General features: G+C 63.7%; 13 protein-coding genes. 6 read left to right on the forward strand and 7 right to left on the reverse strand.

Translation table 11 applies throughout. The features are described from left to right. Window positions 1-56 precede the first annotated feature (56 nt). Both ACLMAJ_RS04420 and ACLMAJ_RS04425 read left to right on the forward strand, forming a co-directional pair. Window positions 57-560 carry an MFS transporter gene (locus tag ACLMAJ_RS04420; RefSeq protein WP_412012182.1) on the forward strand — a complete coding sequence of 168 codons (504 nt, stop codon included), beginning with the start codon at window positions 57-59 and terminating at the stop codon, window positions 558-560. Between the two features lie 380 nt (window positions 561-940). Beyond that, window positions 941-1624, forward strand: a complete 684-nt coding sequence (locus tag ACLMAJ_RS04425) for an MspA family porin (RefSeq protein ID WP_412012183.1) — start codon at window positions 941-943, stop codon at window positions 1622-1624. Window positions 1625-1860: 236 nt separating this feature from the next. Here ACLMAJ_RS04425 and ACLMAJ_RS04430 read toward each other — a convergent pair whose 3' ends face one another. Both ACLMAJ_RS04430 and ACLMAJ_RS04435 read right to left on the reverse strand, forming a co-directional pair. Further along, a complete protein-coding gene (locus ACLMAJ_RS04430) occupies window positions 1861-2604 on the reverse strand; it encodes a hypothetical protein (RefSeq protein ID WP_412012184.1) in 744 nt (247 codons plus the stop codon). Further along, window positions 2601-3068, reverse strand: coding sequence for a recombinase family protein (locus ACLMAJ_RS04435; protein ID WP_412012185.1), 468 nt, complete (start codon window positions 3066-3068; stop codon window positions 2601-2603). The genes ACLMAJ_RS04430 and ACLMAJ_RS04435 overlap by 4 nt, the downstream gene beginning before the upstream one ends. Window positions 3069-3267: 199 nt before the next feature. Between ACLMAJ_RS04435 and ACLMAJ_RS04440 the strand changes: the two genes are divergently transcribed. Beyond that, the gene (locus tag ACLMAJ_RS04440) at window positions 3268-4194 is read left to right on the forward strand and encodes a LysR family transcriptional regulator (RefSeq protein ID WP_412012186.1); all 927 of its coding nucleotides are present in this window, start codon (window positions 3268-3270) and stop codon (window positions 4192-4194) included. Between the two features lie 149 nt (window positions 4195-4343). Here the strand turns inward: ACLMAJ_RS04440 and ACLMAJ_RS04445 are convergent, their stop codons facing one another. Beyond that, the gene (locus ACLMAJ_RS04445) at window positions 4344-5822 is read right to left on the reverse strand and encodes a cytosine permease (RefSeq protein WP_412012187.1); all 1479 of its coding nucleotides are present in this window, start codon (window positions 5820-5822) and stop codon (window positions 4344-4346) included. A gap of 109 nt (window positions 5823-5931) precedes the next feature. On the opposite strand from ACLMAJ_RS04445, the gene ACLMAJ_RS04450 reads away from it, so the two are divergent. Beyond that, entirely contained in the window at window positions 5932-7500 is a 1569-nt protein-coding gene (locus ACLMAJ_RS04450) for a PucR family transcriptional regulator (protein WP_412012188.1), read from the forward strand. Window positions 7501-7575: 75 nt separating this feature from the next. On the opposite strand, the gene ACLMAJ_RS04455 is transcribed toward ACLMAJ_RS04450, so the two are convergent. Genes ACLMAJ_RS04455 through ACLMAJ_RS04465 form a run of 3 tightly spaced genes read right to left on the reverse strand, consistent with a single transcriptional unit; the run spans window position 7576 to window position 10215 of the window. After that, entirely contained in the window at window positions 7576-8442 is an 867-nt protein-coding gene (locus ACLMAJ_RS04455; protein WP_412012189.1) for a polysaccharide deacetylase family protein, read from the reverse strand. Window positions 8443-8469: 27 nt separating this feature from the next. After that, window positions 8470-9585, reverse strand: coding sequence for an oxidoreductase (locus tag ACLMAJ_RS04460; protein WP_412012190.1), 1116 nt, complete (start codon window positions 9583-9585; stop codon window positions 8470-8472). A 12-nt stretch (window positions 9586-9597) separates the two neighbouring features. Beyond that, entirely contained in the window at window positions 9598-10215 is a 618-nt protein-coding gene (locus ACLMAJ_RS04465; RefSeq protein ID WP_412012191.1) for a DUF1989 domain-containing protein, read from the reverse strand. Between the two features lie 230 nt (window positions 10216-10445). Between ACLMAJ_RS04465 and ACLMAJ_RS04470 the strand changes: the two genes are divergently transcribed. Beyond that, entirely contained in the window at window positions 10446-11825 is a 1380-nt protein-coding gene (locus ACLMAJ_RS04470; protein WP_412012192.1) for an amidase family protein, read from the forward strand. A 56-nt stretch (window positions 11826-11881) separates the two neighbouring features. Here the strand turns inward: ACLMAJ_RS04470 and ACLMAJ_RS04475 are convergent, their stop codons facing one another. Further along, window positions 11882-12199: a nitroreductase family deazaflavin-dependent oxidoreductase gene (locus ACLMAJ_RS04475; RefSeq protein ID WP_412012193.1), complete on the reverse strand. Its 318-nt coding sequence runs from the start codon at window positions 12197-12199 to the stop codon at window positions 11882-11884. A gap of 136 nt (window positions 12200-12335) precedes the next feature. Between ACLMAJ_RS04475 and ACLMAJ_RS04480 the strand changes: the two genes are divergently transcribed. Then, entirely contained in the window at window positions 12336-12842 is a 507-nt protein-coding gene (locus ACLMAJ_RS04480; RefSeq protein ID WP_412012500.1) for an NUDIX domain-containing protein, read from the forward strand. Window positions 12843-13033: the final 191 nt, after the last annotated feature.

Raw genomic sequence — 13033 nt, forward strand, 5'->3', positions numbered from 1 at the left:
GGACTTGCGGCCGGTGTGACCGTCGGAGCCCCTGCTCGCGCAGCACCCGACTGGTCATGGTCGCGATCATGACGATGACAGCCGTCCACATGCACGATCACGATCACAACGCCGCGGCAGCCGGCCTCGTGATCGCTATTCACATCGGCGCGATGTCTTACCCTCGCCCTGACCGGCTGGCTCGTCGACCGCTACCGCCGCCTCACGATCGCCGCTACCTCGGGGCTGGCTGCTGGCCGCCGGCCGCCGGCATCGCCGCCACCAACGCCCCCGACGATTCCGTCGCCGCATTCGCAGTGGCCCTCACGCTGCTGGGTCTCGGCTGGAACTTCGGCCTCGTCACCGGCACCGCGATCATCACCGACGCCATTCCGCTGGCCACCCGTGCCAAAAACCCCGGGCCTGGTCGATGTCTCCATCAGCGGCGGTCCTGGCACCGGCTATCGTGCCTGCGGTCGTCGTCTCCGCCCGCCGCCATCGAGCTCTTACCTGCGGCGGCAAGGCCCACGTCCCTCATCCCGGTCAGCAGCTCTGACCTCAGGAGCCCGACACTCGGATGAGCAGGCCGAACCCGCACACCATAACGAGAATCCCCAAGCTACTCAGCCCGTCTACTTGCGCCGTCGGCAGGCTTGGGCAGGGAGCGAACGGGCTCTTCACGACGCCGACGCAGGGTATATAAACAGCACCCTGACCGGGGCAGGAGGCGAATACCGCGATTTCCCGCACAGCCGAGCTCGGCAGCGACCGAATCGGCGGGATACCGACGGGCATCGCTCGCCGGTTGCGACGGCAACTCGCGATGGCCGCCACATACCACAACTGAGCTGCACCGACCGGTAATATCCGGCCCGCACATGCCGAACAGAATCCGCGACGATCGCCGGTGCATGAGTCCGTTTGTGAAGTTCCGTTTCGACGACTACTCGACTGGAGCGTGATGAACCGCAAGCATTCGCATACCCTTGCCACGATCACCGCGGTAATACTGACTACCACCGGCGCAGTTGCCGCTGTCGATACCGCTGCCAACGCGGCCCCCGGCGAGGTCAGCTCCGCCGGACTACACCTGATCGCGTCGGCGGATGCCAGCAATGTCGTAGGCAGTGATGTCGCATTAGATGTGCCGTTCGCGCACGGGGCCAGGGTGTCCGGGAACTTTTCGATGGTCTCCGACGGACCCTCGTCGATGCGTCGCGGGAAGATCGCCGCCGGATATCTGATCGGCTGCGCGGTGGACGTTTCCGATGGAATCTCGGTATCCATGGGCGCGCTCGAAGGCGCCAGCACCGGTGTTACACCCGGAATCGCCGTGACACTCGTCCCAGAAGACGGGGTGGGCGCAGTCGTTGTCGGTGTGGACGCCAGCCTAAGTGGCACCGGGGGACTCACCCAGGAGATCACCACATTTCTGGCACCGGGCAGTGTGACCGCGGTAGTGATCGCCGAGGCAGAGCTGGACCAGGAGTCGACGTTCCCCTTCACCTTCGCGCACACCAATACCCCTCTGAATGTCAATGGATGCCTCTCCCCGGCATCGGCCATGTCATTCATCACCGTCCGAGCCGACGCCACCAACGGAATTGCGCAAACGACCGGCTACGGCGCTAAATTCGTGTTCTGACGGCCGGTTGACCGAATTGCCCTCCAGGTCACCTACAAACAAGTCCGGCGCCACCATCGTGCTGGCGGATCGCTCGTTCCTATCGAGTCGGTCTGTTCCCGCTGCGACACCCGCAATCGTGAACTCACTTTGGCTGACCGGGTTTCCCATGCGGATACGTGGCGAGTCCCTACCAAATCAGCTGAATATCTACGACCACCCTGCCCGTGCCAATTTTACAACGCCGTCCATCGATGTCAGTTCGGCGCTATTGTGCGAACTATCGATGGGTCGACCTCCACGCCTTGATCGCGCAGATGATCTACGACTTGCTGAGTATATTCTTGTCGTGGCTCGTAATGACCACTCTTATCTGAGAACATTCGAAGTTCACCGTCGACCGCCCGGAGTTCACCCGCGCCTGAGACGGGCTGCCCGCCGAAGAAACTCGAGTGATAGAGACTCCCATCGAATGCCTCCCAATCCTCGTCATCCCAGTCTCTCCAGTTCTTCCCCTCCTCTTCGGAGGCAGCGTACATCGTTCCTTTTTCATCTGTTACCCAGATTGCCTTGCCATTCTTGGAACGTGTTGTGTCGAATCTTCCATTGGCGTCGTATATCTTTCCATCACGGATGGTCAGCATATAGGATTTCCGTTCCTCATCGGTAAGATATTTGGCAAGCTTGGGCGGAAATAAGTCGTTATCCGGAAGATGTTCGCCGCGGTAGTATTCAAGCATTTCGGTAGTCTTGAATTTCCTTTCAGACGATCTCAGCGACGGGTCGAGTGACCCAGGCGCGCCTGCCGGTGGCCCTCCGAAACCGGACTGCTCGATCTGATGCCGGCCCTCCAGGTCACGATCGGGCACTGTCTTCCCCACGAACTCCGTCAGGGTTTCGGCGGTCTGCCGAATTGGCTTCTCCGTCGCACGGGCGGCGGCGGGGATGACATCCTCGGCCAGCTTCTTGGCCGCATTCCTACGGAACCACTTGCCGATCACCGCGCGACTACACCGGAACGCAACACTGTTGCACGATGAAATCCGTTGTATCGCGCAATATCCCACCTACCGTGATCGCGGCCTTCGTCGTCCCGATTCGGCAGCCGCCGACCCACGCCACACTGCCCGAGGCCGGTGACGATGTCGATGAGGTCGCGCAGGTTGCGGCCGAGCCGGTCAATCTCCCAGACGATGATGGTGTCGCAGGGGCGCAGGTCGGCCACCATGGCCGAGATCGCCGAATCCTGCGGCGTCACACCCGTGACCGTCGACCAAAACATCCGCATCGACGCTCTTGGGCCGGATTCGCTATAGCGACCACTACCGTCATCACCGCCAGAGTCCTCGGCATCCGGCATCCAGCTACCGGCGAACGAAAGCCCGGCGACGCCAAGCCCCTCCAGTCTGATCAGATCTTCGATGCCCGTGCCTTCTGCGAGATCCCTCGGCCCACGCCACGGCATCGGCGGCCACCCAAAGCCAGGTGTCCGAGCGCCACTTGTCTCTCCCATGCTTCGTAGGTACCTTTTCAGACCGATCCACCTTCCCAGCCCACATCACCGCAGATCAATGCCCAATTCCGCAACGCTCCATGACACATCAGTCATGATTGAGCGAGTCGATAACATAGGCGGCAAAAGCGCCATGACAGCAGGGACATCAATGGAGTTGCGGGACATCGAGATCTTCTTGACCCTTGCCGAGGAGTTGCACTTCGGCAGGACCGCACAACGGCTGCACGTGACCCAGTCCCGGGTCAGCCACGCCATCAAGAAGCAGGAACGCCATATCGGCGCACCGCTGTTCATCCGCACCAGCCGCAGCGTCACACTCACCCCGATCGGGCAACGACTACGCGATGACCTGCAGCGCGGCTACCAGATGATCCTGTCGGCGGTCGCCCGCGCACGGGCATCCGGGCACAGCATGGGCGATCGGTTGACTCTCGGCCTCATGGGTGCGCTCAGCCATATACTGCAGCCGGTCTTCGACGCGTTCCTCGCTTCTTACCCCGAGGTGGAACTCGACGTCCGCGAGGTGTACCCCACCGACCCGTTCGGGCCGATGCGCGCCGGCGAAGTCGACGTCCAACTGCTGTGGAAGCCGGTCGAGGAGCCCGACCTGACGGTCGGGCCCTCGGTCTTCAGCGAACCGCTCTACCTCGCGGTCGCCTCGAGTCATCCACTGGCCGAGCGAGCGACGGTGTCGGTGGAAGACCTCGGTGACAACGTCGTATTCGACCTCGGCGCACGCGTCCCCGCCTATTGGGAGGAGGCGATGGTCCCTTTCCGGACACCGTCGGGTCGGCAGATCCGACGCGGTCCCGCTGTACAGACCTTCCAGGAAATGCTCGCGTTGACCGGGGCGGGCCGCGCAGTCACGCCTGCGCAGGAACATTGCCGGTACTACTACGCCAGGCCCGGTATCACATACGTGCCGATGCCCGACGCTACGCCGTGCACATGGGGTTTCGTGTGGCGCTCTGCCGCCGAGACCGACCTGATTCGCGCGTTCGCCGCGAGTAGCGGCGCCGCGGACGCACCCGAACTCGCCCGAATCGCCCACGGACCCCACATCCTGCGGCGATGACGAACTGGCTTGCGTCTGCACCGAACCTCCGACGCATGGCTGTCCTCGCGTGACCGGTGGTCTGTCGTCGAGGCCGGGCGGCGGTTCGGCACGCCGCCCGGCTCCGTCGCCGAGCCGAAGCCCCTCATAGTTCCGGCTCGGAGGTCGGCTCAGCGCGATCCGATGACCTGCTGTTCGGCTTCGGCCGAGACAGAAGCGCGGCGCAGGCGCTCCGAAATGTAATAACTCATCGCGGCGACAAGGGCCCCGGCCAGCCACGACAGGTCGGTGTTCTCGAAAGCGCGTGCCAGCGGGCCTTGCATGGCAGGCACGGTTCCGTACTGCCATGACCACGCCGCGAGAATGCCGATCGAAAGGCTGAACAATGCCCCGATCCGAACGGTGCCCTGGTTCGTCCCCTCGCCACTTGCGTAGAGCTCGGGGACCCACAGCACACGGCGGCGCACAAGGTAGTAGTCGGTCAGCACGATCGCCGCCCACGGGCTGATCCAGACCAGAATCGACACCATCCAGCTGTCGAACGCGTGCGCGAAACTGGTCGCGTTGACGAACACGGCCAGGACCGCGGAAGCGACCACACCGGCGAAAAGGGTGAGCTTCCAGCGCGGAACTCGAATACCGATGCTCAGCGCCGCAAGCGAGCAGGAGTACAGGTTGAGGATATTGGTGGCGATCGGGCCGTGCATGATGAGCAGCAGCACCGGAATCGCGAGAACTCCGAATGTTTCGACTACCAATGCCGACGGGTCGGCGTTACCACTGACACTGGCGAGGCAGGCACCGAGCGCGGCGAGCCAGACAGTCGGCAGGAACATGCCACCGGCCGATGACCAGAACACGCGCGCCGCAGATATATTCGGACGTACGAATCGACTGTAATCGGCGGCATAGGGAATCCAGGTGAGGCCCCAACCAATTCCGATAGCGGTCGCGAGTTGGGTGATCGCAGTGATCTTGTCACTAGAGGACAGCGACGAATGGCTCGCCCAGTTGATTTCGGAATGCGTGAGTGCGATCACCGTCATCACGATCATGACGAGAACGGTCACGGGGACGGTGTACTTCTCGAAGGAACGAATCGCGTAGAACCCGTACAGCGCAAGGACCAACTGGCCGATCATGATCGTCGCCGCGACGATGATCTGTAGTCCCATTCCCCCGTGGATACCGATCTGGCCGAGGACCGCCAGCACCAGATCGAGGACAACCCACGTGTTGACGCCTACCCAGGCCATCGTCATGAGACCTTGAATAATTGCCGGTAGCGCCGCGCCTCTGATGCCGAATGCCGCGCGTCCGAGGACCATTTGGTTCACCGCGGTGCGATGACCGATGACGTTGAACAGCCCGAATATGGCGCAACCGAAGAAGTTTCCCACCACCACGACGATGAGGGTTTCGGTCAGGCTGAGTCCGAGCACGATGCCGAGGGCCCCGAGTACCCAATTGATCGGAGCGATGTTGGCCCCGGTCCAGATCCAGAACAATTCCCAGGACGAGCAGTCACGTTCGTTGTCGAGGATGGGCGCGATCCCGTGCTCGTCGAATCGGACGCCTGCCTCCTCCTGAAATCGGCCAGGGTTCGGGGCGGTCACGAGCGGCGCGCCGTCGGGTTGCGGGGAAATCATGGTAGGCCCTCCTTCTTAGTGATCTGCCTCATAGGATCGCCTCCCGCACGGGCACTCACAGATATGTGTACGTACATACTTTCCGCCCCGACGATGTATGTTCTGACAGATGCTCACGATTCGCCGCCTGGTGGCCGAGCCTTCGCTCGGTTTGCGCGTCCTGACGCCCGAACTCGGCGATTCGCTAGAGAACGAGATCGTCTGGCTGCATACGACGGAACTTCCCGACCCTTCCCGCTACGTGCGGTCGAACGAGTTGGTGTTGACCAATGGCCTGTGGCAACCGCAGGTATCGGCAGAGCGTTTCGTCGACGCGGTCGCGGGTGCGCGTGCTGCCGGTCTGGTGTTCGGATTGACAGCGCAGACGCCCTCGATTCCGCCCAGCCTCGCCGAATCGTGTCGAACCCGCGGACTGCCCCTGATCGAACTGTGTATCGGGGTGCCATTCGCGGCGGTGACCGAGGCCGCCGCACACCTGCGAAACGAGGATCTGCAGGCGGAGTTGACCGCTACCGTGCACCGCAGCAACGCGCTGGCGGCCTCACTGTCGCGAGGTGGCGGCGCAGCCGGAGTCCTCACGGTACTGCGCCGCGACAGCGATCTACCGCTGATGGTCGTCGACCGCGCGGGTCGATGTCTCGCCAGCATCGAGTGTCAACCGACCGACACACAGGTCCGCGACGCGGCCGCGGCGTTGCATCGAACGCCGCCGCCACTCGAGGTCGTCCTCGACGACAGTGGACCCGCGGTGTTGTACCTGGTGCAAGGGGTGCTGGGAGACATCAACGCGGGCCTGTTCTGTTTGCGCCCGGCCGCCGACCTCACGGCGACCGACAAGGAAGCATTGGCCCAGGCAGCCCGCTTTCTCAGCGTGGAAGTGACCAAACAGCAGGCGCTGCACGCGATCGAAGCACGGTTCGCCGGTGAGCTGCTGGAGATGATCCTGTCCGGTCCCGGCCGATCCGCCGAGGTGGCACATCGCTTGCGCTCCTACGGGGTTCCCGCGGATCGGACGCTTGCGGTGTTCGCCTTCGCCGCCGCTGATCCGGCCGACCAGGACACCGCGGTACCCGACGGCATCATCGACGTTATCGCCGCGGTCTTGTCAGCGCACGGGATCTCTGCGTTCACGGGCGCCGCGAGCCGCGACGTCGTGGCCATCTTCCCTTGGGAACTGGGTACCGACGAACTGACGCACGTGGCTCGGGATATGTCGGCCGAGGTCGCAAGGCGAGCGAATCAGGCGCGGATCATCATCGGTGTCGGCGACCTCGCCGCCGGCGCGGGGGCACTGCGTGAACCATTGGTGCGCGCACGCGAGGTCTGCCAGGTTTTGCGCGTGACCGAGGGCAAAGACACCGCGACCTTCGCCGATATCGCGACCTTCCGCATGCTCTTCGGCCTGCTCGACGACCAGGTACGGCGTCGATTCGCACAGCAAGTCCTCAGCGTCATCCGCGAGCACGACCTCAGGGCGAACACAGAACTCGAGCAGACATTGCGGGTGTTCCTCGCCAATGACGGCCGTTGGGCCGTCACGGCCGCCGAGCTACACCTGCACGTCAATACACTGCGCAATCGCATTGCACGGATCACCGAACTGACCGGTCGAGACGTCAATCGCCTGGAGAGCAAGATCGATCTGTTCCTCGCGCTATATCTCGTGCCCGACGAGTAAACCGCAGCAGCTGCGATGCGCCGACACAAACCACGATGCGCCGCCCCGATTTTCTCCGGCGCATGCGACCCGAACTCAATCCGGGTATACCTGCGGGTCCAGCTCGTAGCGAGGCAGCGGGTGGTGCATCAACTCAGTGTCTTCCATAGCCCACTTCGCGATGTCCCCACACTGCGCGAAAGTCACATCGCCGCACTCGAGTGCGTAGGTGATGAGGCGACGCAGCGCCATCATCCGACCGGGACGGCCGGACAGAAATGGATGCATACACAGGTTGAACAGACAGCGATAGTGACGCATACCGTCGAGCTCCGCGCGCCACATTTGTTCGACCTTGATCGGTGATTCGATCCCAGGACCGATATTCGGGTCCGGCAGGAACGCGTACTGCTCCCAGTCGTCGAGCGACCAATGCACAGGCAGCTCGACGATATTCGTCGCCGACGCTTCCACCAGATACGGGCGGTCATCGCCCATCAACGACGAGTCGTAACGCAGCTTGTACTCGGCTATGAGATCGAAGGTGGTCGTGCTGGCCTCCCACATAGCCGCCCGATGCCCGATGATTTCGATCTTCTGGGCCGCGAAAACATCCAGCGCCCGTTCGAAGTCGGCACGTTCCTCGGCGGCGGTCATCGTCGTCGGCGACCGATGACTGTAAGAGTGGTGCGCGACCTCGTGCCCGCGATCCACAATCGAGGAAGCAAGGCCGGGACGTTGCTCCGCCACCCAGCCAGGGACGAAAAACGTTGCGGACACATCCATCTCGTCCAGGAGGTCGAGAATTCGCGGAACACCGACATCTGGACCGTAGGACTGGTGCGACATCACCATGGGCCGATCAGCGAACCGACCTCCGTGTGCAAGTATCGGCGTTTCCGCATCCACATCGAAGGTCAACGCCGCCACCGCCGCCGCGCCATGGCTCCAACCGTGGTTCATCACCGCTCACCTCCGCCGATTCGTATCTCACTGGTTCGCAGACCAAGACCGGGCGTTGCCCAGTGTCGCCTCGGGTTGGAGCATCTCATGATCGAACGAAGCCAGCTTCCGCGCGGTAGCGACCCGTTCGGGCAGATCGGGATTCGCCAGCGCACCACGCCCGAGTGCGAGGAGGTCGGCGTGGCCGTCCGTGAGCACCTCCGCGGCCTGCGAAAGGTCGTGCATCCCACCGTTTGCGATGACGGGGCGGCCGGACAGCTCGCGGGCGAGTCGAGTGATCGTCGAGCCGCTGGGAAACCGTGCGGTCTCGATGAAATCGCGTCCCTCGCTGGCGATGTGGAGGTATGACGCGTCGGCAAGTGCGGGAAATATCACCTGTGCCGCGGCATCGGCATCCGCCCACCGATGGGTGAAGTCGTTGACCTTCGTCTGAGACAGACGCACACCGATCGGGAACCGACCGACCGCTTCGCGGATTTCCCGAACGACCCGCACAATCAGCCGGAGTCGATTCGCCAGCGATCCGCCGTACTCGTCGGTGCGGTCGTTGGTGTAATCGGTGAGGAATTGATCGAGCAGATAGCCGTTCGCGGCATGGATCTCGACACCGTCGAAACCGGCCGACCTGGCATGCTCGGCCGCTTCGACGAAACCGCCGACGACATTGTCGATATCACGCGGTTCCATCGCGCGCGGGACCTCCCATGCGCCGCCCGCACCGCCGTACTCCTTCATCATCTGTCCACGCGGACGAACCGCGGACGGCGCGACTGTTTCGACACCGTAGGCGTTGCCCTGGGAGAGCGCCCCGGCATGCATCAGCTGAGCGACGATCGGCGCGTGCCCGGTGTGGACGGCGTCGACGACTGCTCGCCATCCCGCGATGTGCTGCGGGGTGACCAGTCCGGGCTGGTTGAAGTAGCCCTGGCTGTGGGCGGCATCGGTGTAGATGCCCTCGGTGATGATCAGCCCGAAGCCACCGGCGGCGTATGCGCGGTAGTACTCGGCCATCTCCTCGGTGGGGGTGCCGTCGGGCCGCGCGGACACGCGCGTCATCGGCGCGACAACGAAGCGGTTGCGCAAGTTCAGTCCGTCGAGCTCTACGGGCTCGAGGGCGGGATGGGTGGTCTCGGTCATCGACATGTGTGGTTGCTCCTAAAGGGAAGGAAGGACCTGCAACGACAGCGGTGTGGGACCGGGGCCGTTGATGACGTTGTGATCTTGCGGACAGGCCGAGACGACGATGACGCAGTCCATCTCGGCGCGCAGCACGACCGAATCGCCGGGTACGGTCGGCGCACCGAGCCAGGACAGGGTGCCGTCCTCCGTTGCGACGGGGATTTGCATGAAGACGTTGATCGGCTGCGGAATGAACGACAGCGGTGGGTGGCCGAGCTCGGCCATCGCGCGACGCAGATTGTCCGCGCACGAGGCGTGTACCGGATCCCCTAGTGCCGCATAGCGTTCCGGATCGCACGCGGCGATCAGCATGTCGTGCACACCGGGTGAGGTGTCCGCGAGGTAGGTGAGGATCGGACGTCGTCGGTTGGTCACGAAATACTGGCCGAGGCTCGGAAACAGCCGACTGTTGTGCGTGCGAGTGTGCGAGGCACTGTGATGCTCGGCGATGTCGTAGGCGTTGTAGACGAAAATGTCGCCGACCTGCCCGCCGAGCACGTCGGTTATCTGCACTCGATTCCCTGCGCGCACAGTCACCGACCGTGCCTGTCTGGCCGGAATGTGCACGGGATCGGCGTTGCCAATTTGGGTCACGTCGGTTAGTCAACAGCCAGATATCCCGTCCGGCAATGGATATTCGGACGACAATTGGCCCCGTTGCATGGATGTTCAGACATCCCGCGCCGGGTCATCGCCACGATACGGTGGGCGCACCGAATCTCGAGAAAGCTGCTGCCGATGACAGGTTTGCCTTGCATGGAGTGCGCCGCACACGCCGTCGCGCGCAGCGGCATCGACGCTGTCGTCAGCGCGCGAGTGCGCAGATGAGGGCCGTCGACATGTCCGCCGCGCTGAGAGCGGGCCGTGTCACGGCGACCCAGGTGGCGGCAACCGCGGCCGAACTCGCCCGCGCCCCTCGGTCGAAAACGGGCCTTATCACCGCCACCGACGAACTCGCCCGCGAACAAGCCGAGCACAGCCAACGCCGCCACAACGACGGCAGCCGTCGCAGCGCACTCGACGGCGTCCCGATCGTGTGGAAAGACCTCTTCGACATTCGCGGCACGATCACCACATGCGGTTCGGCCACGCGTGCCGAAAGCAGGCCGGCCGAGCACGACAGCCATCTGGTACGACAAGCCCACGGCAGCGGCTTGATCACCATCGGAAAGACCAATCTCAGCGAGTTCGCATTCTCCGGCCTCGGCATCAACAGTCATTTCGGAACACCGATCAACCCACTCGACCCTCGGCGGGTGCCGGGGGGCTCATCCGCTGGTTCCGCGGTCGCGGTCGCGGCAGGCGTGGTGCCGCTCGCCGTCGGCACCGACACTTCGGGCTCGGTGCGCGTACCGGCCGCGTACTGCGGAATAGTCGGCTATCGGGCCACCCGCGGCCGTTATGGACCGCACGATTTCGCACCACTGTCGCCCACCCTCGATAGCATCGGCACCTTCGCGACCACTGTCGAGGACGTCATCGCGTTCGACGAAGTCATCACCGGTCGACACACGCCCCGCCCCTGTCGAGCGCCGGTGTTCATCGTTCCCCTCGGTGAATGGTCAGAAGACACCACACCCGACATCGACGACCAATTCGCTTCCGTGGTAGCCGAATTGAGATCAGCGGGCGCGCAGATAGTCGGCAGGCGCCTACCGTCACTCTCGGCGGCCCAGGCTCTGCTCGACACCCACGGCACCATCGTCGGCGCCGAAGCCTTTCTCCTGCATCACCGCCACCTCGACCACCCTCTTGTCGAGGCCGCGACCAGACGCCGCCTCACCGCCAACGCGAGCACCGCGACCACCATCGAGCACGGCTACGCCGCGATGAGCACCCTGCGCCAGAGCTTCGCCGCCGAACTCGACGGCGCCGCACTGTTGTGCCCCACCGTCCGGCACCCGCCGCCCATGCTCGCACCGCTCGAGCACGATGCCGGTCGCTACGACCGAGCCAACACCTCGACCCTCCGCACGACCATGCTGCTCAGTTATCTCGGCACCTGCGGCATTACCATCCCGGCGCCGATTACCGCACCGGGCACCCGGGCCGGAATTCTGCTGTCCCGGCCGGGCAACGACGACAACCTGCTGCTCTCGGAAGCTCGGTGGACGGAATCGGTGATCGAAGTGGCAAAACACCGTCACCGAGAAGAGGCAGCCGACCCAACTCGGCGAAAAGATTCGCACTACGACAGAACATGACAGAACGAATTGGTTTGCAGCACAACGAAAAACAACTGTCGTGCCATTGGCCTGATCTATGCGGGACTAGCCTGCACATAGTCAGTGGCCGAGATCGTGCTCAATACCTGCCGCAGGCCGACCGGCGCCCACGTCGCCGACGGATCGTGTTCGACTACCGGGCCGACGAGCGAGACCACTTTGCCCTTGATCTCCATGTCGAATGTGCCTGCGGCGCAAATATTTCTGACCCAGTCGACATCGCGGCCGTAGGTCAATGCGATGCGGTAGACACCGTCGCCCTCGAAGACCCACACGGGAGTTCGGTAGGCGCGCCCGGATTTCCGGCCCTTGTGGATAACGATGCCGAAGGGCGGAACCTTACCGGCAAGCATATTAGCCACAGGATTTGTCACATGCCGGTTGAAATTCGCCAGTACGCGTGGAAGCACCATCGGGACGGTCCTCTCTCCAGGTGGCGTGCGACCCCCACGTTACTCTCGGGTGGTGTCAGCTCAACCGAACTCCGAGATGATCGCGGTCTATGACCGGGCAGGTCGCGAGGTAGGGGTGGCCGATCGCGCCACGGTTTACCGCGACGGACTCTGGCACGCCAGTGCCGGTGTGCTGGTTCGCTCCGCGGACGGCGCGCGCATCTACGTGCACCGCCGTACCGACACCAAAATGGTGTTCGCGGGTATGCACGACTGCCTGGCCGGTGGCGTCGTCGAGCCGGGCGAGACGCCCGCGCAGACCGCCCTCCGCGAGCTCGCGGAGGAATTGGGCATAACGCTGCCCGAGGGCGCGGCCCTGCCGCTGCTGGTCAGCGACTCTTGGGACGGCGAGTGGGCTGGCAGGCCGATGCGCTGCCACCTGTACGCGTATGAATTGCGCTACGACGGCCCACTGCGGCACCAGCCGGAAGAGATCGCCGACGGTTGGTGGTGGACCGACGCCGAGCTCGCCGCCCACCTGGCCGACCCCACCTGGCCCTTCGTTCCCGACACCCGCGTCCTCATCGAAAGGCTCGCCGGCTGACTCCCCTGTCGTCCCGACAGCCGCAGGAACCCACGTCCATAGCGAGCGTCGCGGTGCCGCCGGGATAACGTCGGGGAGACACTATTGCCGCAGTGGTCAGGCAGCGCTGCCGCTGAGGACACCCAACAGCGAGCTGACGATCGTGGCGGCAACTTCGAGCAGTTCCATGTTTTTCCCAGCTTCGTACGGTT

The sequence above is a fragment of the Nocardia arseniciresistens genome, assembly GCF_046764875.1.
Taxonomy (GTDB): Bacteria; Actinomycetota; Actinomycetes; order Mycobacteriales; family Mycobacteriaceae; genus Nocardia; species Nocardia arseniciresistens.